At 62.7% G+C, this 23,414-nt stretch carries 28 protein-coding genes; 11 read left to right on the top strand and 17 right to left on the bottom strand.

Annotated features, from left to right (window positions below; all coding sequences use genetic code 11):
• Nucleotides 1-21: 21 nt before the first annotated feature.
• The gene (locus tag AAEZ08_RS18335) at nucleotides 22-1,185 is read left to right on the top strand and encodes an iron-containing alcohol dehydrogenase (RefSeq protein WP_500124849.1); all 1,164 of its coding nucleotides are present in this window, start codon (nucleotides 22-24) and stop codon (nucleotides 1,183-1,185) included.
• A gap of 57 nt (nucleotides 1,186-1,242) precedes the next feature.
• Nucleotides 1,243-1,677, top strand: a complete 435-nt coding sequence (locus tag AAEZ08_RS18330) for an acyl-CoA thioesterase (RefSeq protein ID WP_122163317.1) — start codon at nucleotides 1,243-1,245, stop codon at nucleotides 1,675-1,677.
• Nucleotides 1,678-1,790: 113 nt separating this feature from the next.
• Here the strand turns inward: AAEZ08_RS18330 and AAEZ08_RS18325 are convergent, their stop codons facing one another.
• The 4 genes from AAEZ08_RS18325 to yrfG all read right to left on the bottom strand — a co-directional run bounded on the left by AAEZ08_RS18325 (nucleotide 1,791) and on the right by yrfG (nucleotide 6,833).
• Entirely contained in the window at nucleotides 1,791-2,252 is a 462-nt protein-coding gene (locus tag AAEZ08_RS18325; RefSeq protein WP_003281009.1) for a YMGG-like glycine zipper-containing protein, read from the bottom strand.
• A 189-nt stretch (nucleotides 2,253-2,441) separates the two neighbouring features.
• On the bottom strand, nucleotides 2,442-3,296 hold the full coding sequence (fdhD, locus tag AAEZ08_RS18320; protein WP_500124848.1) for a formate dehydrogenase accessory sulfurtransferase FdhD: 855 nt from the start codon (nucleotides 3,294-3,296) through the stop codon (nucleotides 2,442-2,444).
• Between the two features lie 123 nt (nucleotides 3,297-3,419).
• Complete coding sequence (locus AAEZ08_RS18315) at nucleotides 3,420-5,987, bottom strand: hybrid sensor histidine kinase/response regulator (RefSeq protein WP_500124847.1); 2,568 nt, start codon at nucleotides 5,985-5,987, stop codon at nucleotides 3,420-3,422.
• A gap of 165 nt (nucleotides 5,988-6,152) precedes the next feature.
• A complete protein-coding gene (gene yrfG, locus AAEZ08_RS18310; protein WP_058063523.1) occupies nucleotides 6,153-6,833 on the bottom strand; it encodes a GMP/IMP nucleotidase in 681 nt (226 codons plus the stop codon).
• A gap of 120 nt (nucleotides 6,834-6,953) precedes the next feature.
• On the opposite strand from yrfG, the gene nudE reads away from it, so the two are divergent.
• Together nudE and cysQ are read left to right on the top strand one after the other, a co-directional pair.
• On the top strand, nucleotides 6,954-7,520 hold the full coding sequence (nudE, locus tag AAEZ08_RS18305; protein ID WP_102820981.1) for an ADP compounds hydrolase NudE: 567 nt from the start codon (nucleotides 6,954-6,956) through the stop codon (nucleotides 7,518-7,520).
• Entirely contained in the window at nucleotides 7,517-8,335 is an 819-nt protein-coding gene (cysQ, locus tag AAEZ08_RS18300; protein ID WP_500124846.1) for a 3'(2'),5'-bisphosphate nucleotidase CysQ, read from the top strand. The genes nudE and cysQ overlap by 4 nt, the downstream gene beginning before the upstream one ends.
• Nucleotides 8,336-8,408: 73 nt before the next feature.
• On the opposite strand, the gene AAEZ08_RS18295 is transcribed toward cysQ, so the two are convergent.
• Both AAEZ08_RS18295 and AAEZ08_RS18290 read right to left on the bottom strand, forming a co-directional pair.
• A complete protein-coding gene (locus tag AAEZ08_RS18295; protein WP_058063526.1) occupies nucleotides 8,409-8,861 on the bottom strand; it encodes a thioesterase domain-containing protein in 453 nt (150 codons plus the stop codon).
• A gap of 183 nt (nucleotides 8,862-9,044) precedes the next feature.
• A complete protein-coding gene (locus tag AAEZ08_RS18290; RefSeq protein ID WP_241491459.1) occupies nucleotides 9,045-9,524 on the bottom strand; it encodes a YkgJ family cysteine cluster protein in 480 nt (159 codons plus the stop codon).
• A 126-nt stretch (nucleotides 9,525-9,650) separates the two neighbouring features.
• Between AAEZ08_RS18290 and AAEZ08_RS18285 the strand changes: the two genes are divergently transcribed.
• From AAEZ08_RS18285 to AAEZ08_RS18265, 5 genes are all read left to right on the top strand, one after another.
• Nucleotides 9,651-12,101 (top strand): glycogen/starch/alpha-glucan phosphorylase, encoded by a 2,451-nt coding sequence (locus tag AAEZ08_RS18285; protein ID WP_427702507.1) that lies wholly within the window; start codon nucleotides 9,651-9,653, stop codon nucleotides 12,099-12,101.
• 182 nt (nucleotides 12,102-12,283) lie between these two features.
• Nucleotides 12,284-13,294 (top strand): class 1 fructose-bisphosphatase, encoded by a 1,011-nt coding sequence (locus tag AAEZ08_RS18280; RefSeq protein ID WP_003280995.1) that lies wholly within the window; start codon nucleotides 12,284-12,286, stop codon nucleotides 13,292-13,294.
• Nucleotides 13,295-13,298: 4 nt separating this feature from the next.
• Nucleotides 13,299-13,901 carry a DUF924 family protein gene (locus tag AAEZ08_RS18275; protein ID WP_181066359.1) on the top strand — a complete coding sequence of 201 codons (603 nt, stop codon included), beginning with the start codon at nucleotides 13,299-13,301 and terminating at the stop codon, nucleotides 13,899-13,901.
• Between the two features lie 80 nt (nucleotides 13,902-13,981).
• The gene (gene bamE, locus AAEZ08_RS18270) at nucleotides 13,982-14,236 is read left to right on the top strand and encodes an outer membrane protein assembly factor BamE domain-containing protein (protein WP_102820986.1); all 255 of its coding nucleotides are present in this window, start codon (nucleotides 13,982-13,984) and stop codon (nucleotides 14,234-14,236) included.
• A 24-nt stretch (nucleotides 14,237-14,260) separates the two neighbouring features.
• A complete protein-coding gene (locus AAEZ08_RS18265; RefSeq protein WP_102820987.1) occupies nucleotides 14,261-14,794 on the top strand; it encodes a lipocalin family protein in 534 nt (177 codons plus the stop codon).
• A gap of 13 nt (nucleotides 14,795-14,807) precedes the next feature.
• On the opposite strand, the gene AAEZ08_RS18260 is transcribed toward AAEZ08_RS18265, so the two are convergent.
• Nucleotides 14,808-15,233, bottom strand: coding sequence for a hypothetical protein (locus AAEZ08_RS18260; RefSeq protein ID WP_003280988.1), 426 nt, complete (start codon nucleotides 15,231-15,233; stop codon nucleotides 14,808-14,810).
• A 78-nt stretch (nucleotides 15,234-15,311) separates the two neighbouring features.
• Here AAEZ08_RS18260 and pip point away from each other — a divergent pair, with 78 nt between their 5' ends.
• Complete coding sequence (gene pip / locus AAEZ08_RS18255) at nucleotides 15,312-16,286, top strand: prolyl aminopeptidase (RefSeq protein WP_003280987.1); 975 nt, start codon at nucleotides 15,312-15,314, stop codon at nucleotides 16,284-16,286.
• A complete protein-coding gene (gene dtd, locus AAEZ08_RS18250; RefSeq protein WP_102820989.1) occupies nucleotides 16,283-16,720 on the top strand; it encodes a D-aminoacyl-tRNA deacylase in 438 nt (145 codons plus the stop codon). Before pip ends, dtd begins: the two co-directional genes overlap by 4 nt.
• Before the next feature lie 10 nt (nucleotides 16,721-16,730).
• On the opposite strand, the gene AAEZ08_RS18245 is transcribed toward dtd, so the two are convergent.
• The 10 genes from AAEZ08_RS18245 to ubiE form a co-directional block, all read right to left on the bottom strand.
• The gene (locus tag AAEZ08_RS18245; protein ID WP_500124845.1) at nucleotides 16,731-17,150 is read right to left on the bottom strand and encodes a UPF0158 family protein; all 420 of its coding nucleotides are present in this window, start codon (nucleotides 17,148-17,150) and stop codon (nucleotides 16,731-16,733) included.
• Between the two features lie 238 nt (nucleotides 17,151-17,388).
• Nucleotides 17,389-18,096: a 16S rRNA (uracil(1498)-N(3))-methyltransferase gene (locus tag AAEZ08_RS18240; RefSeq protein ID WP_500124844.1), complete on the bottom strand. Its 708-nt coding sequence runs from the start codon at nucleotides 18,094-18,096 to the stop codon at nucleotides 17,389-17,391.
• On the bottom strand, nucleotides 18,093-18,896 hold the full coding sequence (gene tatC / locus AAEZ08_RS18235) for a twin-arginine translocase subunit TatC (protein ID WP_003280980.1): 804 nt from the start codon (nucleotides 18,894-18,896) through the stop codon (nucleotides 18,093-18,095). Before tatC ends, AAEZ08_RS18240 begins: the two co-directional genes overlap by 4 nt.
• Nucleotides 18,893-19,312, bottom strand: a complete 420-nt coding sequence (gene tatB / locus AAEZ08_RS18230) for a Sec-independent protein translocase protein TatB (RefSeq protein ID WP_102820991.1) — start codon at nucleotides 19,310-19,312, stop codon at nucleotides 18,893-18,895. The genes tatC and tatB overlap by 4 nt, the downstream gene beginning before the upstream one ends.
• A 74-nt stretch (nucleotides 19,313-19,386) precedes the next feature.
• Nucleotides 19,387-19,617 carry a twin-arginine translocase TatA/TatE family subunit gene (gene tatA, locus AAEZ08_RS18225; protein ID WP_003280978.1) on the bottom strand — a complete coding sequence of 77 codons (231 nt, stop codon included), beginning with the start codon at nucleotides 19,615-19,617 and terminating at the stop codon, nucleotides 19,387-19,389.
• A 20-nt stretch (nucleotides 19,618-19,637) separates the two neighbouring features.
• Entirely contained in the window at nucleotides 19,638-19,970 is a 333-nt protein-coding gene (locus tag AAEZ08_RS18220; RefSeq protein ID WP_003280976.1) for a phosphoribosyl-ATP diphosphatase, read from the bottom strand.
• Nucleotides 19,963-20,358 carry a phosphoribosyl-AMP cyclohydrolase gene (gene hisI, locus AAEZ08_RS18215; RefSeq protein WP_003280975.1) on the bottom strand — a complete coding sequence of 132 codons (396 nt, stop codon included), beginning with the start codon at nucleotides 20,356-20,358 and terminating at the stop codon, nucleotides 19,963-19,965. Before hisI ends, AAEZ08_RS18220 begins: the two co-directional genes overlap by 8 nt.
• A 49-nt stretch (nucleotides 20,359-20,407) precedes the next feature.
• On the bottom strand, nucleotides 20,408-22,018 hold the full coding sequence (gene ubiB / locus AAEZ08_RS18210; protein ID WP_500124843.1) for a ubiquinone biosynthesis regulatory protein kinase UbiB: 1,611 nt from the start codon (nucleotides 22,016-22,018) through the stop codon (nucleotides 20,408-20,410).
• Nucleotides 22,015-22,638, bottom strand: coding sequence for a ubiquinone biosynthesis accessory factor UbiJ (locus AAEZ08_RS18205; RefSeq protein WP_500124842.1), 624 nt, complete (start codon nucleotides 22,636-22,638; stop codon nucleotides 22,015-22,017). Before AAEZ08_RS18205 ends, ubiB begins: the two co-directional genes overlap by 4 nt.
• Nucleotides 22,638-23,408 carry a bifunctional demethylmenaquinone methyltransferase/2-methoxy-6-polyprenyl-1,4-benzoquinol methylase UbiE gene (gene ubiE, locus AAEZ08_RS18200; RefSeq protein WP_023447084.1) on the bottom strand — a complete coding sequence of 257 codons (771 nt, stop codon included), beginning with the start codon at nucleotides 23,406-23,408 and terminating at the stop codon, nucleotides 22,638-22,640. Before ubiE ends, AAEZ08_RS18205 begins: the two co-directional genes overlap by 1 nt.
• Between the last annotated feature and the right edge of the window lie 6 nt (nucleotides 23,409-23,414).

Raw genomic sequence — 23,414 nt, 5'->3', positions numbered from 1 at the left:
AATCGATCACAGGAGGCACCGATGCATCCGTTCAGCTTTGCCACAACCGCTCAATTGATCTGTGAGCCCGGCTCGTCGCGCCGGCTGGCCAGCCTCTGCAAGGAGCGCGGGGCACGCTCGGTGCTAGTGGTGACCGACCCCGGCATCACCCGTTTCGGCCTGCTCAATGAAGTGCTGCCGGGCTTCGAGGCGGAAGGGCTGCAAGTCGCTGTGTACGATCAGGTCATCGCTGATCCGCCAGAAAATATCGTGATGGCTGCGGTCGAGCAGGCGAAAGCGTGCGGTGCCGATCTGGTCATCGGCTTTGGTGGCGGCAGCTCCATGGACGTAGCCAAGCTGGTGGCATTGCTGGCGCATCCTGACTGCAGTCAATCGCTGCAGGACATCTATGGGGTCGGCAACGCCAAGGGTCAGCGCCTGCCGCTGATACAGGTGCCGACCACGGCGGGCACCGGCTCCGAAGTCACGCAGATCGCCATCATCACCACCGGCGAGACGACCAAAATGGGCGTGGTCTCCACGCTGTTGCTGCCGGATCTGGCGTTGCTGGATGCCGATCTCACCCTCGGCCTGCCACCAGCGGTGACAGCGGCCACGGGCATCGATGCCATGGTGCATGCCATCGAGGCCTATACCAGTGCGTTGAAGAAGAACCCGATGTCCGACCTGTTGGCCCGTGAGGCGCTGCGCCTCTTGGCGGCCAATCTGGACGAGGCGGTGCATAACGGCAGCAACCGTGAGGCGCGCCAGGCCATGCTGCTGGGCGCCTGCCTGGCCGGGCAGGCGTTCGCCAATGCGCCGGTGGCGGCAGTGCATGCCTTGGCTTATCCGCTGGGTGGCAATTTCCATATCCCGCACGGGCTGTCGAACGCGCTGGTGTTGCCGCAGGTGCTGCGCTTCAACGTCAGCGCGGCGACCACGCATTATGGCGAGCTGGCGCCGATCATCCTCGGCGACCGGCTGCGCACGGACGACCCATCGACCTACGCCGAGCAGCTGATCGAGGAATTCGAGCAGATGAGCGCACGCGTTGGCCTGCCGACCCGGCTGCGTGATGCCGGTGTGCCCGAGGACATGCTGCCGCAACTGGCCAAGGAAGCGATGCTGCAGCAGCGCCTCTTGGTCAACAACCCGCGGGAAGTGACCGAAGCTGACGCCCTGGCGATCTACCGAGCGGCTTACTGACCCCACGTTGCGTCGCGTTCACGTGGCGCAGCGTCTGTTACCCCGAAGGATTACCGCATGGCCGAACAACCGCAGCACCTGCGTACCGATTATCGCCACTTCCAGCCCATTACCACGCGCTGGCATGACAACGACATCTACGGCCACGTGAACAACGTCGTCTACTACAGCTATTTCGATAGCGCGGTGAATACCTATCTGATCGAACGCGGCGGTCTGGATATTCACGACGGCGAGGTGGTGGGCTTCGTGGTCAGCTCCGCGTGCGATTACTTTTCGTCCATCGCCTTTCCGGACGCTCTGGAAGTTGGCTTGCGAGTCGGAAAATTGGGCAACAGCTCAGTGCAGTATGAACTGGCGATCTTCAAGGCCGGTGAGGCGCAGGCCTGTGCGGCGGGGCGCTTCGTCCACGTCTTCGTAGAACGCGTCAGCAACCGACCAACCCCGATTCCCGCTGGCTTGCGTCAGGCGTTGGAAGCATTGCTGGTGTGAGGAGGGATGTGGGGGTAGAAGAGGAGCGGGGTTTAGCTGCACTGCATGGCTGGGATTCCGGGCCATGCAGCGGTGCTCTTGCTGTGCCAGTTCGCGCGGCAAGGTCAGCAGTATCAGCGGTGATGTTTGTGTTTGTGCTTGTAGTGCCCTTTGGCTTTGCCGGGGTGACCGTAGTAACGGCGGTCGTCTCGGTAGCGGCGGTCGCCGCGATAGTCATCATCATCGCCGTAAGCATTGCCGATAGCGCCGCCTGCTCCGCCGCCTACCGCAGCGCCGATCAGCCCACCGGTGCTGCCTCCGACCCGCTGGCCAATGACATTGCCGCCCGCTGCGCCCAGGCCGCCACCGATGGCCGCTTCGGTGCGGCTGCGCTTATCTGCACCGACCATGCCGCCAGCCGCGCCGCCTACGCCGGCACCGATCGCCGCGCCGGTAGACCCCCCCAGATGCTCGCCGACCACTGAGCCCAGCGCGCCGCCAAGTGCGCCGCCGACGGCGGCTTCAGTGTTGCTGCCGGCGAATGCCGCGCCGCTGAGCAGGCTGGAAGACAACAGGAAAATCGAGGCGTACTTCATGGTGTGATCCCATATGTGGAATTGCGCCGTGATCCTCACGTGCCGTTCCGCTTCGGGCAAGAGCGTCCCGACGAAATGCGTGATGCAGTTCCCGTTTGCTAACTCTTTGATTTTCCGTGGGAACTTGGATTTTTCTGGATGGTCTCAGTTCGCTTGTAGGATATCCCCGTTTCCCGGGTGAAGTGCGCATCAGCCGCGCGGTTTGCCCGCAGCCGATACCGTTGGGCTGTAGACACGTGGCGTGCTGTGGTGCGGCAGGTGGATCAGATTCAGGTTATGCCGCTGCGCCCATTGCGCAGCCAGCCCCGTAGGTGAGGACAGGCTGACCAGCGTCGGAATGCCGGCCCGCTGAACTTTGTGTACCAGCTCCAGACTGCAGCGGCTGGTGACGATCGCCAGGCCGCCATCTGCGACACAGCCAGTGCGGGCCATGGCGCCAATCAGCTTATCCAGCGCGTTATGCCGGCCGATATCTTCACGGCCCAAGCGTATTTCCCCGGTCGCATCCATGAACAGCGCGGCGTGGACCGCGCCGCAATCGCGGCCCAGTGGCTGAAAATCCGCAATACGCTGGCGCAGGTCCGCCAGCCAATGCGAGGGCGGCAGCGGTGAGGTCGGCATTATCGGCAGCTGGGGCAACGCCTGCTCCAGCGCCTCGACACCACACAGTCCGCAGCTGCTGGTACCCGGTAGCTGACGACGCTGCTGCTTGAGACGCCAGAATGCGCGGCTGGAAATCTCCAGCTCCGCCCGCCTCGCATTGCCGCGACCTTGCAGGCGGACGTCGTAGATATCGTCCAGCGAGTCGACGAGGCCATTGGCCAGGCTGAACCCTACCGCGAAATCTTCCAGATCGGCCGGCGAGATCATCATCACCGCCTGGTTGAGCCCGTTGTAGGCGATTGCTAGCGCGCACTCTTCGGCGAGGTCGACCGCGCACTGCTCAACTTCGTCGATGGGCTGATAGCAATAGCGCTGACTGGCACCGGCGGGTGATTGCGCGGCGTCGGCGAAGCCATCGGTCAGGCGAGACGGGGCATTCATCGGCAAGTTCATCCTGGGCAGTATTGCAAGGCCGGAGCGCTGGGCTGCAGGCGAGACGGCGCAGTTGCCATGAATGCGCGCAGCCGGCGGATAGGGTTATGACCCCGTCCGGCTGCGGACGATTCACCGTTGATCGTTCTCTGCCAGCATGTCGCGCACTCGTTTGGCCAGTGCATCCAGGTTGAACGGTTTGCTGATCATGTCCATGCCCGGTTCGAGGAAGTCCGCGCTGGCAGCCTGTTTGGCGTAACCGGTCATGAACAGCACGGGCAGGCCAGGGTACTGCTGGCGCGCGACGTCGGCGAGCTGGCGGCCGTTCATTCCCGGTAGTCCGACATCGGTGACCAACATGTGGATGGCCGGAGTGCTTTCGAGTATGCGAATCGCCGCGTTGCCGTCCGCCGCCTCCAGTGCCTGATAGCCGAGCATCTGCAGCACATCGATGACCAGCAGGCGCACCGCTGGGTCATCTTCGACTACCAGCACCGTTTCACCCTGTTTTGCATGCAACGTGCCTTCCGGCTCCATGGCCGTCGTAGCCATTGCTGCGGCGGACTGTTCCTCGAAGACGGGCAGGTAGAGGCTGACCTGCGTGCCTTCGCCAGGCTCGCTGGCGATCTGGATATGGCCACCCGCCTGGCGAGTGAACCCGTACACCATCGATAGGCCGAGACCGGTGCCCTGGCCGATCGGCTTGGTGGTGAAGAATGGTTCGAAGACGCTGGCCAGTACCTTTGCACTCATGCCGCAGCCGCTGTCGGTCAGGCATAGGATGACGTAGCGCCCTGCGGGTAGATCGCCGACCTCGCCTTGTCGCTGCAGTTCGGTATTGCGGGTTTCGAGCAGCAGGGTGCCGCCGTCGGCCATGGCATCGCGGGCGTTGATGACCAGATTGAGCAGCGCGCTTTCCAGTTGGTTCTCGTCGCTGGAAACGGGCCATAGCCGTTCCTGCAGCTGATTGCGGATCTGGATATGGCTGCCCAGTGTGCGGCTGAGCAGATCGTGCATCGACTCGATCAGCTGGTTCAGCTCGACACGCTTGAGATTCAACGGTTGGCGCCGGGCAAAGGCGAGTAGACGGTGGGTCAGCGCCGCGGCACGGTTGGCCGAAGTCACGGCGGCATCGATGAAACGTTGGGTTTCGCCGTGACGGCCGGACTGGATGTAGCGTTGAATCAGGTCCAGGCCGCCGATGATGCCGGTCAGCATGTTGTTGAAGTCGTGAGCGATGCCGCCGGTCAGCTGGCCTACCGCTTCCATCTTCTGCGCCTGACGCAATGCTTCCTGCGCCTGCTCGCGGCTGGCCATTTCCTTGAGCAGCCGCTCGTAGACTTCCGCCAGCGCCTGGGTGCGCTCTTGGATGCGGCTCTCCAATGTCTCGTTGAGTTCGCGCAAAGCCTGTTCGGCACGCCAGCGCTCGGTGACATCCAGCGCCATGACGAAAAAGCCAAGTACTGCACCGCGGCCATCGCGGCGCGGCAGATAGTGCACCAGCATCCTGCGCACTTGCCCGTCCCGGTGCGGGCTGTAGGCTTCGAAGGTCACGTCCTTGCCGGCGAGCGCGTCGCGAATGCTCGCCTGGCGTTCGACATAACCTTTTTCGCCGAGCACTTCGCGTGCAGTCTTGCCCAGCAGCCATTCGGTCGAGTGGCCGAACCAGTCGGAGTAGTAGCGATTGTTGAAGCGAAAGCGCTCTTCTGCGTCGACATAGCCGATCAGCACCGGCAGCGCGTCGGTGACCATCTTCAGTTCGGCTTCACTCTGGCGCAGGGCGTCTTCGCTGGTTTGCTGACGGGTGATGTTCATAACCGCGCCGGGGAAACGCAGTGGCCTGCCTTGGTCATCGCAGTGGCAGCGCCCACGCGCCAGCGCCCAGCGTGTTTCGCCATCTGGTTGCTGGAGTCGGTAGCGAACGTCGAGGTTGCCGCGCTCGGCGATGCAGCGCTCGAGGGCCTTGCGTAAGCGTGGTACGTCGTCGGGGTGGACGTGCTCGAAAAAGGCTTCGCTACTCAGCCCATTGGGGCCGGACTGTTCCACCGGAAGAATTCGTGAAAGCTCGGCCCCCGGCGGAATTTCGCTGGCGTGGATGGCCCAGTCCCAAATGCCGATCAGGTCGCTGGCTTCGAGGGCAAGTTGCAGGCGCTGCTCACTGGCCCGGTGCACCTCGGCGCTGAGCTTGTAGTGCAGGGCGGTCTGCGAAAGGCGAGTTTCGGTGCGTACGCGTTCGCTGGTTTCACTGAGGCACAGCAGCAGCCCGCTAATACTGTGCGGCGCATTACGAATGGGGCTCAGGGCGAGATCGAACCAGGCTTCTTCCAGTTGACCTGCGCGCTCGATGGCCAGCTGCTGATTGCGCAGCACGCGGGCCTCACCGCGCTGAGCAGTGTCGCAGGCCGGGTCGAGCAATTCCCAGGTCGCGCCCCAGCGCTGACAGGCCGGCTGGCCCAGTTCACCTGGGTGGCGATCGCCGATCAGTGCGGCGTGGGCGTCGTTGTACAGCTGCAGCGCCTGGTCGCCCCAGAGGATGCACATCGGCAGAGGTGCTTCGAGAATGGTATCGAGCAGCAACCGCAGCGAAGCCGGCCAGGTATCGGGCGTGCCCAGCGCAGTCGCGCCCCAGTCGTACCGGCGGATCCGCTCGCTCATCTCGCTGTGACTGTGAGGCCAGAGTTCGGCGCCTACTGCTGCCATGTTGCTTCCTATCGATCATCCGTGGCTGCTACGAGCGTTGGCAGCTACTGCCTCTACCTCGCTGTTTCAATGCGCGTCGACCCTGGCTCTTCCTGAGCCGGTTCTCGCCGACGGCAACTGTTGCGTAGTGTAAAGCTTCCGAGCCGCGGACGGCAGCGCCAGCCGTCACGCTTGGCCATCGCGCAGGCTGCTGACCAGGTCGAGATAGTCGCCGACCGCGGCAAATTCCTCGGTATCCTTGGGCGCGCGCCGGCTGTCCGGTTCGCGCACGGCCAGCAGATGAGCGATGCCGAAACGTCCAGCGCTGCGCAGGATCGGCAAGCTATCGTCGATGAACAGCGCGCGCGCGGGGTCGAAGTCCAGATCCTGACGCAGTGCATGCCAGAACTGCGGCTCCTCCTTAGGGTAGCCATAATCATGCGAGCTGATCAGCCGATCGAACCATGGCGCCAGTTCGATCTTTTCCAGCTTCAGCGACAACGAGTCGCGGTGGGCATTGGTGATCAGCACCACGCGTTTGTCGGACTTGCGCAGCTCGGCGAGAAACTCGTCTGCAGAGGGACGCAATGCAATCAGCTCGGCGATCTCGCGCTTCATCTCGCGGATCGGCAAGTTGAGTTCGCGGGTCCAGTAATCCAGGCAGTACCAGGTGAGCTTGCCGACGTGTTCGTTGAACAGTGGCGCCAGCTCCAGCTCGGCCATTGCACGGCTGATGCCGTGCAGCTCGGCGTAGCGTTGCGGCAACAGTTCGAGCCAGAAATGGTTGTCGAAATGAAGATCCAGCAGCGTGCCGTCCATATCGAGCAGGACGGTGTCGATTTCGGACCAGGGCAGATTGGCAGTCATGGGCGGGCTCGGGGTCGGCGATGAGTAGATAGGCAAGCGGCGGTCAGTTGGTCGCAAAGCACTCGCGGCCAGCGCAAAAAGCCGGGTTATGATAGCTGCTCGCGTTTCCAGGAGTTTCCCATGCGCCAGAAACCCACCGTGCTAGCCCGTGAGATCGTCGCCAGCAGCCGACTGTTCCGTGTCGAGGAGCTGCAGCTGCGTTTTTCCAACGGGGTTGAGCGTACCTACGAACGCCTGGTCGGCAAGGGCAGCGGTTACGGCGCGGTGATGATCGTGGCGCTGGCCGATGCGGAGAATGCGCTGCTGGTCGAGGAATATTGCGGCGGCACCGACAGCTACGAGTTGTCGCTACCCAAGGGGCTGATCGAGCCGGGTGAAGACGTGCTAGAAGCGGCCAACCGCGAGCTCAAGGAAGAAGCCGGTTTCGGCGCACGGCGTCTGGAGCTGCTCACCGAGCTGTCGCTGTCGCCGGGCTACATGAGCCAGAAGATCCAGGTGGTGCTGGCTCGCGATCTTTATCCCGAACAGTTGCCTGGTGACGAGCCCGAGCCAATGCGCTTGGAGCAGGTGAGCCTGCACGAGCTGTCGAGCCTGATCCAGCACCCCCAGTTCAGCGAAGGTCGTGCGCTGGCCGCGCTTTATCTGGCCAAGGATCTGCTGACCCAGCGTGGAGAGTTCGGCCAATGAGTCATCCTTACTTGTCATCGGTCATCGATCTGGTTCGCCAGGCCGGCGATGCGATCCTGCCGCACTGGCGCAGCGAACTGGTGGTGCAGGCCAAGGCCGACGAGTCGCCGGTGACGGTGGCGGACATGGCTGCGCATCAGGTTCTGATTGATGGGCTGAAGGCATTGGATAGCGGCATCCCGGTGTTGTCGGAGGAGGATTGCGAAGTGCCGCTGGCTGAACGTGCTGGCTGGACACGCTGGTGGCTGGTCGACCCGCTGGATGGCACCAAGGAGTTCATCGCCGGCAGCGACGAATTCACCGTGAATGTCGCGCTGATCGAAGAGGGCAAGGTGCGCTTCGGGGTGGTCGGCATACCGGCCTCTGGGCGCTGTTACTACGGTGGTGAGGATTTCGGCGCCTGGTCTAGTGAGACATCCGGCGCGACGGAGCCGTTGCGCGTACGCCAGCAGCATGCAGATGCCTTCACCGTGGTCGCCAGTCGGCGTCACAGCAGTCCTGCGCAGGAACAGTTGCTGAGCCGGCTGGGTGAGCGTTTCGGTGAGCTGGCACTGGTCAATGTGGGCAGTTCGCTGAAGCTCTGTCTGCTGGCCGAAGGCGCCGCCGATTGCTATCCGCGTCTGGCGCCGACGTCGCAATGGGATACCGCTGCCGCACAGGGTGTCTTGGAGGGGGCCGGCGGTGAAGTGCTGGATGTCAGCGGTGCGTCGTTGCGCTATGAGGCGCGGGAAACTTATCTGAATCCATCGTTTCTGGCCTTGCCCAAAAGCGTCGACTGGCGCGATTGGCTGATCGACCTCGCCAACCGCGAATAACCGGTGCGCCGGCTTGCCGCTCGCCGGTGCCGCCTGAGCAAGCCGCAGCGGACGCAGCGGCTTGCAGTCCTTGCTATTTGTGCAGCACGAACTGCCCGGTGAAACGCACGGCATCACGGCCGTCGGCCGCCAGGATGCGGCTTTTCAGCTCCAGGCGCGAACGGCCGCGGCGGCGATAGATGGATTCGAAACGTTCCCAGGCCTCGGGGCTTGGTGCCGAACAAATGGCCATGGCGTCATCCATCACTGGCAGCGGATATTCGATCTTGCCTTCGTGGATGACGATGTGGCCGTCCTCGATGCCCGCCTCGCGCAGGCGCAAATGCAGCCAGCCCCAGCCAGCCAGCACCGAAGCGCAATACAGGCTGCCGCCGAACATGCTGCTCTTGTGATTGATGTTCGGCTGCAGCGGTACCTGCAGGCGCAACTCGTGGTTTTCCCACTGTTCGACGCGCAGCCCAAGTGAGCGGGTCAGCGGTATGTCGTGATGGAGGATGGCTTCCAGGTAGCGGCTATCGCGGCTCATGCCGGGGAGGTTCCTAAACGTTACGGAGATACAGACAGACGCCAAGCATGACTCCTGAGTCACGGTTTGGCCAGTCCGTTCACACCATTTGCCTAGGCATGCAGAGGCCGCGCCACGCCTGCGTTGCGGGTGGTCTGGATCGGTGCTCTGAAGTGCTGTGGCGATGCTCGATGGTGCGCTGGCTCAGCCGGCAGCCTTGCTTCGGTAGGCGCAGTAACCCGGGCGTGGGCCGATGCGCGGGTGGTTGCGGCAGGTGTCCGGGCGCTTGGCATAGACCGTGCAGAGCCGGGTCTTGCGGTCCAGGTAGAGGCAATCGCCATTGGTCAGCCGTGTGAGCGTGAAGATCTCGTGCTTGTGGTTGAAGTGTTCGACGATGCCGGCCTTGCTCAGCCGCTTGGCGACGTTCTTCGCCGGCTCGTCGCGCTCGAAGGCATCGACCAACTCCAAGCGAATCAGGTCGTCGATGCGTACCTCTACCGGCAGCGTGCAGCAGGTTGCATTGCAGTCTCGGCACAGGCCGGCGCTGTAGCGTACCCAGGTTTCCAGGCGTTCCGGGTCGGCGGAGGCGATCACTTTGTTCTTCACGGGCAGTCTTCGGGCGATTCGGGCGCGCGGATCATAGCGAGTCGCCCGCCGATTACCAGTGCCTTCCGACGACAGCAATGACCAGACAGGCGGTAGCGCAGATGTAAAGGAAACCTGCAAACCTTTCAGGAACGTTTAACGGAGGTGAACGGGCGCGGCTGCCGCGAGTCCCTCTTGTGTGTCTTCGCTAACCGAGGTCTGTCCATGACGCAGGAATCAGCCATTGCCACCGCCGAAGAAGTTGCCGCTTTCCGTGAGCGGGTGTTGCGCAAGCTCACCTACTCGGTGGGCAAGGACCCGGAGAACGCCTCCGATTACGACTGGTTCCATGCGGTAGCCCTGGCCACACGCGACAGCACCATCGACCGTTGGATGGATTGCACGCGTGACGCTTACACCGTTGGTCAGAAGCGGGTGTACTACCTCTCGCTGGAGTTTCTGATCGGCCGGCTGCTGGTGGATAGCCTGAGTAATCTTGGATTGTTTGACGTCGCCCGCGAGGCGCTAGCCGGGCTCGATGTGGATATCGATCGCATCCGCCTGTTGGAGCCGGACGCGGCGCTGGGTAACGGCGGTCTGGGTCGGCTCGCCGCCTGCTTCATGGAAAGCATGGCTACCCTCGGCGTGGTCTCCCATGGTTACGGCATTCGCTATGACCATGGTTTGTTTCGCCAGGCCATCGTCGACGGCTGGCAGCACGAGCAGACCGAAACCTGGCTGGATTTCGGCAACCCCTGGGAGTTCGAGCGCTCCGAGGTCAATTACCTGATCGGTTTCGGTGGCAACGTTACGGCCAGCACCAACGAGAAGGGCGAAGTGCAGCATTTCTGGCATTGGGCCGAGGGCGTGCGAGCGATCGCCTATGACACCCCGATCGTCGGCTGGCGCGGTGCCGGTGTGAACACCCTGCGCCTGTGGCGCGCACGGCCCGAGGCGGATTTCCATCTGGCGCGCTTCAACGCGGGTGATCACATCGGCGCCGCGGCGGAAGAGGCCCGCGCCGAGAGTATTTCGCGCGTGCTCTATCCGGCCGATAGCACCGAGGCCGGGCAGGAATTGCGCCTGCGCCAGGAGTACTTCTTCGTCGCGGCCTCGTTGCGCGATCTGCTGCGCCGCCACATCAAGCAGCGTGGGTCACTGGACAGCCTGCCCGAGTACAACGCGATCCAGCTCAACGACACCCATCCTGCGATTGCGGTGGCCGAGCTGATGCGTTTGCTGGTGGACGTGCACAGCTACGAATGGGAGCACGCCTGGCGCCTGACGACAGCGACGTTGTCGTACACCAACCACACGCTGCTGCCCGAAGCGCTGGAGACCTGGCCGGTTGGCTTGATGGAGCGCTTGCTGCCGCGGCATATGCAGATCATCTACCTGATCAATGCCCATCATCTGGACTGTCTGCGTGAACGCGGCATTCAGGATGCTGAGCTGCTGCGCTCGGTATCATTGATCGAGGAGGATCACGGTCGTCGCGTGCGCATGGGTAACCTGGCATTCCTCGGCTCGCACAGCACCAACGGCGTTTCCGGGCTGCACACGCAGTTGATGCGCAAGACCGTTTTCACCGATCTTCACAGCCTTTATCCGCAACGCATCAACAGCAAGACCAATGGCATCACCTTCCGTCGCTGGCTCTATCAGGCCAACCCGCAGCTGACCCAGCTGATCGTGGAGCATCTCGGTGAAGAGGTGCTCGATGAACCGGAGACGCGGCTACTCGAGCTGGAACCCTACGCCGAACAGGCACAGTTCCGTCAGCGCTTCGCCGAGCAGCGGCTGGCGAACAAGCGTCACCTGGCCAATGTGATTCACGAGCGGCTGGGTATCAGCGTCGATCCGACGGCGCTGTTTGATGTACACGTCAAACGCATCCACGAGTACAAGCGCCAGCTGCTCAACCTGTTGCATACCGTTGCGCTTTACCAGGCTATTCGCTCCGATCCGGGTGGCAACTGGGTGCCGCGGGTGAAGATATTCGCCGGCAAGGCGGCGGCCAGCTATCACCAGGCCAAGTTGATCATCAAGCTGACCAACGACATCGCTAACACCATCAATGCCGACCCCACCGTGCGCGGGCTGCTGAAGGTGGTATTCCTGCCCAACTACAATGTCAGCCTGGCCGAGGACATCATTCCCGCGGCCGATCTGTCCGAGCAGATCTCCACTGCCGGCCTGGAGGCTTCCGGAACCAGCAACATGAAGTTCGCTCTCAACGGGGCGCTGACCATCGGCACGCTGGATGGCGCCAATGTGGAGATGAGCGAGCAGATCGGGCTGGAGCATATGTTCATCTTCGGCCTCACCGCCGCACAGGTGAATGCGCGAAAACAAGCCAACGAGTACAACGCCGAAGCCATCATCGCTGCTTCGCCGCGACTCAGCGAAGTGCTCTCGGCGATTCGTGGCGGCGCGTTTTCTTCGGGCGACCCGGGGCGCTATGTCGGGTTGGTAGATGGCATCAGCTGGCACGATACCTTCATGGTTTGTGCCGATTTCGAGGCCTATTGGCAGGCGCAGCTGGACGTCGAAGAATGCTGGCGCGATCCGGCGCGCTGGTGGCGGTCATCCGTGCTGAACACGGCCCGCACGGGCTGGTTCTCGTCCGATCGGACCATTCGTGAGTACGCCCGCGAGATATGGAAAGTGATCTGATGGCGGTGCGCGCCGAAGTCGATATTCGGCGCGCCGCCTCGGCTGATGCGGGCTGCAGCCCGTGCTGGCAATCTGGCAGCCGCTGCGCTGAACTCTGCAGGGGGCGGACCGGTCTGAGGGGAGTTAGTTTTCCTACGGCCTGCTAAACTGCGCGGGTTTATCCTTCCTCCGGAGTCATTTCCATGTCACGCGTAACCCTCAGCCGCTACCTCATCGAGCAGACTCGCAGTAACAACACGCCTGCGGATCTGCGCTTTCTCATCGAGGTCGTGGCACGAGCGTGCAAGGAAATCAGCCACGCGGTCTCCAAGGGCGCCCTTGGCGGCGTGCTGGGCAGCAACGACAGCGAAAACATTCAGGGCGAAGTGCAGAAGAAGCTCGACGTACTGTCCAACGAAATTCTGCTGGAGGCCAACGAGTGGGGTGGTCACCTGGCCGGCATGGCCTCCGAGGAAATGGACAACGCCTACCAGATTCCCGGCAAATACCCCAAGGGTGCGTACCTGCTGGTATTCGATCCGCTGGACGGCTCCAGCAATATCGACGTGAACGTTTCGGTTGGCACCATCTTCTCGGTATTGCGCTGCCCGGACGCGAGCTTCAGCCAGAACGATGCGCTCGGCGAGGAAGCCTTCCTGCAGCCGGGCTCCAAGCAGGTTGCTGCCGGTTACGCCATCTACGGCCCGCAGACCATGCTGATTCTGACCCTCGGCCACGGCGTGATGGGCTTCACCCTGGACCGCGAGTTGGGCAGCTTCGTGCTCACCCATGAAAACCTCAGCGTTCCGCAAAGCACCACCGAATTCGCCATCAACATGTCCAACCAGCGTCACTGGGAAGAGCCGGTGCAGCGCTATGTCGGCGAACTGCTGGCCGGCAAGGATGGCCCGCTGGGCAAGAACTACAACATGCGCTGGATCGCGTCGATGGTCGCCGACGTGCATCGCATCCTCACCCGTGGCGGTATGTTCATGTACCCGCGTGACAACCGCGATCCGGCAATGGCCGGCAAGCTGCGCCTGATGTACGAGGCCAATCCGATGGCCATGATCGTCGAGCAAGCCGGCGGCGCTGCCACCACCGGTACCCAGCGCATTCTGGAAATCCAGCCCGACTCCCTGCACCAGCGCGTGCCGGTATTCCTGGGCTCGAAGGAAGAAGTCGAGCGCGTCACCGGCTACCACCAGGGCTGACCCGGTGCAGGCGCCCTGGCAGCAATTGCTCCTCTGGTGGTTCGGCCAGGGCACCCGTGCAACCGATATCGCGGCTGAGAAGCAGCGGCTCTGGTTTGGCTATCGCCCAGAGCAGGACACCGAGGCTCGTGAACGCTTCGGCGCGCTGGTCGAGCAGGCGCTGGACGGTGGTTTGCAGGACTGGGCAGAGCTACCTGAAGGCTGGCTCGCGCTGGTCCTGCTGCTCGATCAGCTGCCGCGCATGATCCATCGCAACACACCAAAGGCTTTCTCCGGTGACGAGCGCGCGCAGCAGCTGGTTCGCGATGGCCTGGCCCATGGCGGCGACATGCTGCTGGCGCCGATCCAGCGCGTATTCATCTATCTGGTGCTCGAGCACGCGGAAAATCTGGCGGTGCAGGATCTTGCCGTTGCGCACTTTACTGGGCTGCGCGATATCGCCGACGAGCAGGAGCAGCCGCTGTTCGCCGACTTCCTCGATTATGCCGAACGCCACCGTGAGGTGATTTCCCGTTTCGGGCGCTTTCCCCATCGCAACGCCATTCTCGGTCGCGAAAACAGCGACACCGAGCAATCATTTCTGGAGCAGCCGGGCTCGTCGTTCTGAGCGCGGCTGCCATTCAGGTAGCGCCTGCGCAGCGCCGTTGCGCCGGGGCATTGAACCTTAGAACAGGCAAGGAGCTCGATATGTCATTGCGTACCCCACTGTTGATTGCATTCGCCGTTTTGCTGGCTGCATGCAGTCCGGTCACTCAGGAGAACTTCGCCAAACTCAAGCCCGGCATGGAGCGCGCGGAGGTCGAGAAACTGCTCGGCAAACCTGGCGAATGCGCCGGCGCGCTGGGCATGTCCAGCTGCACATGGGGCGAGAAGAATCGCTTCATCAGCGTCCAGTTTGCCGGCGACAAAGTGATGATGTTTTCAGGCAATGGCCTGAAGTAACTGCTGATCTACCTGGAGAATCCCATGCGTGCGAGCGTTGCCCTGTTTTGCCTGATGCTGCTGAGCGGATGCGTGGGTGGCGGTCGCGAGCAGCCCCCTGAAACGGTGGGCGAGGTCGATCTTCAGCGCTACCAGGGGACCTGGTACGAAGTGGCGCGCTTGCCGATGTTCTTTCAGCGTGACTGCGTGCGCTCCGAGGCGCACTACAAGCTGCAGGCCGATGGCAGCGTGGCGGTGACCAACCGCTGCGAGACCGAGGAAGGCGAATGGCAGGAGGCGAAAGGTGAGGCGGTACCGCAGGAAGCCGGCAGCACCGATCGACTGTGGGTCCGCTTCGACAACTGGTTCAGCCGACTCTTTCCTGATTTGACCAAGGGCCATTACTGGGTGCTGTACCTGGACGATGCGTACAGTACGGCGCTGGTGGGTAGCCCCGACCGCAAGTACCTGTGGCTGCTGGCGCGCGACACCGATATCGACCAGGCGACTCGCGAACGTCTGCTCGCCGAGGCCGAGCGCCGCGGGTACGACACCGACGATCTGCTCTGGCGGCAGTGAAGGTCTGGCCAGCTCAGTCCCACTCCAGACGCGCCAACTGCCATTCACCGCCTTCCTGCCACCACTCCAGTCTTACCTGGTAATGGCCAGCCTGCTGCGGCAATAGCGACTCTGCGCCGGTAAGCGCAACCTGGGCTTCGGTATGGCCGCGATCCGGATAGGTCGGGTCGACCCAGCTTCGCTCGCTCAGAGCAATTACCCGGACGTTGCGGTGACGCAGGAACATCAGCGTTGCGGTGCGTCTGGCCCATTCGTTGTCGTACTGCCGCTGGGCCTGGAAATCGGCGTGTAGCAGCTCCATCAGCTTGCCTGTCTGCTTGTTTTCCAGGCTCGTTTGCAGCGCTTCGGTTGCCTGTCGCAATGCGGCTTCCGGGTCATCCCGGCCGCAACCAACGAGGGCCAGTAGTACGGCCAGTGCAGCTATTTTCCATGGTGACATGCTCAACTCCGCGAACCTCGTTATGATGCCGCTAACGTCATGCGGGCTAGCCTGCCCGCCGCAGATCAGGAGTGTGCCATGCAGACCTTGTATCCGGAGATCAAACCTTACGCCCGGCATGAGCTGGCGGTGGAAGATCCGCATGTGCTTTATGTCGACGAGAGTGGATCGCCGGATGGTCTGCCCGTGCTGTTCGTCCATGGTGGGCCCGGCGGCGGTTGCGACGCGCTAAGTCGGCGCTTTTTCGATCCGAGCCTGTACCGCATCATCACCTTCGATCAGCGTGGTTGCGGCCGGTCGACTCCCCATGCCAGCTTGGAAAACAACACTACAGCGCACCTGATCGCCGACATGCAGCGCATCCGCGAGCATCTGGGCATCGACAAATGGGTGCTGTTCGGTGGCTCCTGGGGTTCGACGCTCTCCCTGGCCTATGCCCAGGCCTATCCCGAGCATGTGCACGCGCTGATCCTGCGCGGCATCTTCCTCTGCCGACCACAGGACCTCGCCTGGTTCTATCAAGAAGGCGCCAGCCGCCTGTTCCCGGACTACTGGCAGGACTTTCTCGCGCCGATCCCACCGGAAGAGCGTGACGATCTGATGCAGGCGTTCTACCAGCGGCTCACCGGTTCCGATCAGATCGCCCAGATGCACGCCGCCAAGGCCTGGTCGTGCTGGGAAGGGCGAACCGCTACGCTGCGGCCCAACAATCAGGTCGTCGAACGCTTCGCCGATACCCATCGGGCGCTGTCGATGGCGCGCATCGAATGCCACTACTTCGTTAATCAGGCTTTTCTCGAGCCTGATCAGCTGTTGCGCGACATGCCGAAGATCGCCCACCTGCCGGGCATCATCGTGCACGGCCGCTACGACGCCATCTGCCCGCTGGACAACGCCTGGGCGTTGCACCAGGCATGGCCAAACAGCGAGCTGCAGATTATTCGCGATGCCGGCCATTCCGCGGCAGAGCTGGGGATCGCCGATGCCTTGGTACGCGCGACCGTAGACATTGCCCATCGCCTGCTAGACCTGCCGCCTGCGGACGCTGAATGAAGGGGCTGATTCAGCGGGTTAGCCAGGCGCGAGTCGAGGTTGCGGGTGAGGTGGTCGGCGCGATTGATCAGGGCCTGCTGGTTCTGGTCGGTGTAGAGCGTGAAGATGATCAGGCTCGGGCCGACAAGTTGCTGCACAAGCTGCTCAATTACCGCATCTTCGGTGACGATGCGGGCAAGATGAATCGGTCGCTCAAAGACATTGGTGGCGGCTTGTTACTGGTCTCACAGTTCACCCTGGTGGCCGATACCCGCAGCGGGTTGCGCCCGAGTTTCTCCAGCGCGGCGCCACCGGCTCTCGGCGAGTCGCTCTACGACTATCTGCTGACGCAGGCGCGTCAGCAGTATCCGCATGTCGCCTGTGGCCGCTTCGGCGCTGAGATGCAGGTGCATATGGTCAACGATGGTCCCGTGACGTTCCTTATTGAAACCTGACTTATGCGACTTAGTGCCGAACTGGCTCCAGGTCGTTGTCGCGCAGCCAGGTAATTGCGTACTCGCGTAGCTGTATCGTCTGATAGTCCAGCCACGCCTCCCTGACCTCTGGGAAGTCCTCCAGCTTGAAATCGAAGGTGCGCAGCGGTTTGCGGCCCTGTAGTGCATTGCTTAGCACAGCGTGGGCGATGGGATCATGCTGAGGGAACAGGAAGGCTTCACGCATCGCAATGGATTGCGCCAGCTCCAGCGGTTCGATGTGCAGATAGCGGTCCTGCTGAACGTCATACTTCTCCATGACGCCGGGCGCAGGCTCGCTGGGGAATACCGCGCGGATCTCACCGTTTTCCAGATCCAGGTAATACTCGGCGCTGTCGCGTCCGTCCAGGGCGTACTCCAGACGGTACATGTCGATGGTCAATGGTCGCATGGCAAGAACGGCTCTTTATTGGTTTAAGACGTATAGGAATTCCCGCGCTGCCGCGCGGAAACATGAGCAGTCTTAATCTCTGACTCCCGCGAGCCAGGTGGGTGCGTTACGTTCATCGGTACGCGGCGCTCTGGCCGGCGAACGGATGTCGGGCGGAGCGCCGGAGCCCGCTAAGGGGGTTGCTCGGAAGGGTAGTGGGAAACGTTGAGGGTTCCTGGGAGCGAGCGGCGGCGGTTGTTCAGAACAGGCGTGCCAGCAGGGCGCTGACTGCGGTTTCCACACGAAGGATGCGCTCGCCCAGTTGTACTGGCTGCAGGCCGGCAGCGGCCAGTTTGTCCACCTCGTAGGGAATCCAGCCGCCTTCCGGGCCGATCGCCAGAGTCACTGGCGCCGTCACCGCGCGCGGGCAATGCGGGTAAGCCCCAGGATGGCCGATCAGGCCCAGCGTGCCCGCAACGAGTTGCGGCAATCGATCTTCGACGAAGGGCTTGAAGCGCTTTTCGATGATGACTTCCGGCAGCACGGTGTCGCGGGCCTGTTCCAGTCCGAGAATCAGCTGCTCATGGATGGCGGCAGGTTCGAGAAAGGGGGTTTGCCAGAAGCTCTTCTCTACCCGGTAGCTGTTGAGCAGTACCAGCCGCGGTACGCCCATGGCGGCGACCGTCTGCAGCACGCGCCGCAGCATCTTTGGTCGCGGCAGCGCCAGGAGCAGGGTCACGGGTAGCTTGACTGGCGGGGGCTGGTCGAAGGAGACCTGCAGTTCAGCTTCGCCAGTGTCCATACGCAGCAGGCGACCACTGCCCATGTGGCCGCCGAGAATGCCGACTTTCAGAGTCTCGCCGACTTCGGCGCGATGTACCTGCTGCAGGTGCGTCAGGCGCCGGTCGCGCAGCAGTACTCGGTCAGCGCCGATGAAGTCGGGCGTATCGAGCAGCAGCAAGTTCACGGGCGCGAAGCTGGAGGCTGGTCGCTGGCGTCCGGCGCGTCGTCGTCTGCATCACCACGGAAGTGCTCGTCGCGCTTCTTGATCATGCTCCCGCAAATCACGCCGGCTTCGAACAGCAGCCACATGGGTACGGCGAGTAGCGCTTGCGAGAAGACGTCCGGTGGCGTCAGTACCATGCCGACGGCGAAGCAGCCCACGATCACGTAGGGGCGGCTCTTGCGCAGCGTGGCCACATCAACGATGCCAACCCAGATCAGCAGAAAGGTTGCTACTGGAATCTCGAACGCCACGCCGAAGGCGAAGAACAGCGTGAGCACGAAATCCAGGTACTGCCCGATATCCGTCATCATCGCCACGCCCTCTGGCGTCACGCTGGCGAAGAAGCCGAACATGATCGGGAACACCACGAAATAAGCGAATGCCATGCCGGCGTAGAACAGGAAGATGCTCGACACCAGCAGCGGCACGGCGATGCGCTTTTCGTGCTTGTACAGGCCGGGCGCGATGAAGCCCCAGATCTGATGCAGGATGACCGGCATCGAGAGAAACAGCGCGACCATCAGCGTGAGCTTGAACGGCGTCAGGAAGGGTGAGGCGACGCCAGTGGCAATCATCGTCGCGCCTTCCGGCAAATAGGCGCGCAGCGGAGCAGCGACCAGCGCGTAGATCTGCTGGGAGAAGTAGAACAACCCGGCGAACAAGAGGCCGATGGCGACCACGCAGTGCAACAGGCGCTTGCGCAGCTCGGTCAGATGAGCGACCAGCGGCATTTCCTGATCGTTGATAGAAGACTTGCTCATGGTTCTGGCGATCTGTCGGGGCGGGGAGTTGGTGCGGGCTCAGCCGCTGGGGCTGGCACAGCAGGCGATGCGTCCGTGCTGGTGCTGGTCGTAGCACCAGTGCTACCGGTATCCGAGACTTCTCCAGTGTTGTCGGTTGTCGGCGGGGTGGCGGCGGTCGAAGTCGATGCGGGCGGCATGATGCTCTGCTTCATCTCCCGCTCAAGGTCGAGGATGCGCTCGTTATGCAGCTGCCGCCGAATTTCGTCGGCCCCGATTTCGCGCTCCACCTCGGCCTTGATGTTGGCGAAACTGCGTTTCAGCCGGCCGACCCACAGGCCGGTGGTGCGCACCGCGCCAGGCAAGCGTTCCGGGCCGAGCACCATCAACGCCACCAGGCCGACCAGTAGCAGTTCGGTGAAACCGATATCGAACATCAGGGCGTGCTCACATCAATAGGGAGAACGGCCGCGCAGCAGCTGTCGCCGGCACGACCGCATTGAACGTATGACTAATCTTTCTTGGTCGGTTCTTCGACCTTGCGTGCCTGTGCGTCGATGGTGTGGTTCTGCTTCTCCTCGACACTGGGCTTCTCCTCGTCGGTGCCCATGGATTTGCGGAAGCCTTTGATCGCATCACCGAGGTCGGAGCCCACGCCTTTCAGGCGTTTTGTTCCGAACAGCATGATAACGATCAGCAGGATGATCAGGAGTTGCCAGATGCTGATGCCGCCAAAACCCATGGTGATATCTCCGATGTGAATCAGGTTTGCGGACGCGCGGCTTTTTCCGCGTGTCCGGAGAGGCCGAAGCGTCGGTCCAGTTCATCCAGTACGGCCTGGGGGTGCTGACCGAGGGCGGCAAGCATGACCAGGCTGTGGAACCAGAGATCGGCCGTTTCGTAGATCAGGTCGCTGGCGTCGCCACTTGCGGCGGCGTCCTTGGCGGCGAGAATGGTTTCCACCGACTCCTCGCCAACCTTCTCGAGAATTTTGTTCAGACCCTTGTGATACAGGCTGGCTACGTAGGAGCTGTCCGGCGCCGCGCCTTTGCGCGACTCCAGTACTTCGGCCAGACGGGTGAGGGTGTCACTCATGCTTGTGCTCCGAGTAGATGGCGTGCGGGTCCTTGAGAACCGGCTCGACGACCTTCCAGCTGCCATTTTCGAAGACACGGTAGAAGCAGCTTTCCCGGCCAGTATGGCAGGCGATGCCGCCGATCTGCTCGACCATCAGGATGATCACGTCGGCGTCGCAGTCCAGGCGCAATTCGTGCAGCTGCTGCACATGCCCGGACTCCTCGCCCTTGCGCCACAGCTTGCCACGCGAACGTGACCAATAGATGGCGCGATTTTCCTGTGCGGTCAGCGCGAGTGCCTCGCGGTTCATCCAGGCCATCATCAGCACGCGACCGGTTTGGTAGTCCTGGGCTATCGCCGGGACCAAGCCGTCGGCGTTCCAGTTGATTTCGTCCAGCCAGTTCATCGGGTTCTCCGCTCAATGGGCCAAGTGTGCCAGCCTGCATCGGCGATGGCTATCGGCGCACCACGATGAGGATACCGGCCACCAGCATCACCCACGCCGGCCAGGCGGCTATCGCAGTCAGGCTGTCGGCACCGGCTGCCAGTGTGGCGCCGCTGCCCAGGAGTACCGCGCCGATCAGGCGCAGCGGCCAGCCGTGGTGACGCTCGCGCCATGGTGGCGGCGGATTGTTCGCATGGGGATGCGACATGCGCTCAAGCAGCTCGCGGGTCATATGGGCGAGGTGCGGCAGCTGCTCGATCTGCGCATGTACGTTCTTGATCAGCTGCTTGGGGCTCATGCGCTCGCGCATCCAGCGCTCGAGATAGGGCTGACCGGTGCTCCAGAGGTCGAGATCCGGGTACAGCTCGCGGCCGAGGCCTTCGATATTGAGCAGGGTTTTCTGCAGCAGAACCAGCTGCGGCTGTACTTCCATATTGAAGCGTCGTGCCACCTGGAACAGGCGAACCAGCAGCTGACCGAAGGAGATGTCCTTCAGCGGTTTTTCGAAGATTGGCTCGCAGACGGTGCGGATTGCCGCCTCGAACTCGTTGACCTTGGTTTCCGCCGGCACCCAGCCCGAATCGATGTGCAGCTGCGCGACCTTGCGGTAGTCGCGCTTGAAGAAGGCCATCAAGTTGCGCGCCAGGTAATCCTGGTCCTCGGGCGTCAGACTGCCGACGATGCCGAAGTCCACCGCGATGTACTGCGGGCTCCAGGGTTGATGGGTGCTGACGAAGATGTTGCCGGGGTGCATGTCGGCGTGGAAGAAGCTGTCGCGGAACACCTGGGTGAAGAAGATCTCCACGCCGCGTTCGGCGAGCTGGCGCATATCGGTGTTCTGTCGCTTCAGGCCGGCCATGTCGGTCACTGGCACGCCGTAGATGCGCTCCATCACCAGCACCTGCGGCCGGCAGTAGTCCCAGTACACCTGCGGCACGTAGAGCAGCGGCGAGCCTTCGAAGTTGCGCTTGAGCTGGCTGGCGTTGGCCGCTTCGCGCAGCAGGTCCAGCTCGTCGTAAATGGTCTTGGCGTAGTCGTCGACCACTTCAACCAGGTGCAGGCGACGCGCATCGACTGAAATGCGCTCGGCACTGTTGGCCAGCATGAACAGCCAGGCGAGATCCTGGCTGATGATCGGCCGGAGATTCGGACGCACCACCTTGACCACCACTTCCTCGCCGGAACGCAGCTTTGCCGCGTGCACCTGTGCCACCGAGGCGGAAGCCAGTGGCTTGCTGTCGAAGCGAGCAAATATCTCTCCTACCGGAGCGCCCAGCTGGCGCTCGATCAGCGCTGTGGCGACGGCTGAGTCGAAAGGCGGCACACGGTCCTGCAGCATCGCCAGCTCTTCGGCGATATCCGGAGGCAGCAGATCTCGGCGGGTGGAGAGAATCTGCCCGAACTTGATGAAGATCGGCCCCAGCCCCTCCAGTGCCAGACGCAGCCGTGCACCGCGCGACAACTCGCTGTTGCGCCGTGGAATCCAGCGCCAGGGCAGCAGATAGCTGGTGGCGCGCAGCCACCAGGGCATCGGCAAGTCGAGGATGATGTCATCGAGGCGGTAGCGGATCACCACCAGCAGGATGCGAAACAGGCGGCGTGCGGCGGCGAACGGCTTCATTCGGGGCGGTCTGGATTCAGGTTGAGGGCGAGACGCTCGATGCGGGCTTCGAGACGGTCGAGGGCAAGTTTCATGTCATCCAGCTCGTCGAAGCGTGCCTGGGCTTCGGCCTGGCCGACCAACATCCGCGATTCCTCGCTGAGGTAATCGGCCAGATCCTGACGCAGCGAGTCGGCGCTGTCGCGTACCCAGTCCACTGGGCTGCGCAGGCTGGAGCCGAGCAGTTGTGCGCCGACCGGTCCGAGCCAGCGGGAAATTTCGTATTCCCAGTCCAGCTCCAGATCCTGCAGCACCTCAGCGAGGTTCATCAGCAGCCCACTGTCGCCGTCGATCTCGACCTCGGGGCCATGCAGCACGGCGGTCTTGTTGCGGCTGACGGCCAGGCGCAAGAGGCTGCGCGCAGGCGCGCGCAGGCGGCAATCGGCATCCGCGCCCCAGTTGCTGGCCAGGCGCAGGCCTTCGTCGTCGGCAAGGATGAACAGCCGCCAGGCCGGCGCCGTGCAGTCGATCTCGATGATCCGGCCGCTCAGGCGTGCCAGTCGTGGCAATGCCGTGGGGTCCAGGCGCAGGACGCGATTGATGCCACGCTCGGCACCGGCCAGCAGGGCAGCGCGCAACATCAGGGTTTGATGCCGCGGTGCAGGGCGACGATGCCGCCGGTCATGTTGTGATAGCTGACGCGCTCGAAACCGGCGGTCTCCATCATGCCTTTGAGCGTTTCCTGATCCGGGTGCATGCGGATCGACTCGGCCAGGTAGCGATAGCTCTCGGAGTCGTTGGTGATCAGCTTGCCCATCATCGGCAGCAGGCTGAACGAGTAGGCGTCGTAGGCCTTGGAAAACAGCTGGTTGGTCGGCTTGGAGAATTCCAGTACCAGTAGGCGGCCGCCCGGCTTGAGCACGCGCAGCATCGACGCGATTGCGTCTTCCTTGTGGGTAACGTTGCGCAGGCCGAAGGCGATGGTGACCACGTCGAAGTGATTGTCCGGGAAGGGCAGCTTCTCGGCATCGGCCTGAACGAACCTGACGTTGCCGGCCACGCCCTTGTCCAGCAGCTTGTCGCGGCCGACCTTGAGCATCGAAGCATTGATGTCGGCCAGCACCACCTCGCCGGTGGGGCCGACGATGCGCGAAAACTGGCGGGTCAGGTCACCGGTGCCGCCGGCGATGTCCAGGATGCGATTGCCGTGGCGGGCGCCGGACAGCTCGATGGTGAAGCGCTTCCACAGGCGATGCACGCCACCGGACATCAGGTCGTTCATCAGGTCGTACTTGGCGGCCACGGAGTGGAACACCTCGGCCACCTTCTGCGCCTTCTGGCTTTCCGGCACGTTCTTGTAGCCGAAATGGGTGGTCGGTTCTGCGTCATGCGCTTTGCGAGGGTCGGTCATGTCACT

Source organism: Pseudomonas sp. E45-MNA-CIBAN-0222 (assembly GCF_040310405.1).
GTDB classification, from domain to species: Bacteria; Pseudomonadota; Gammaproteobacteria; order Pseudomonadales; family Pseudomonadaceae; genus Stutzerimonas; species Stutzerimonas stutzeri_AC.
The sequence above is the reverse complement of the archived record's forward strand: the minus strand, read 5'-3'. Positions and strand labels throughout refer to the sequence as shown.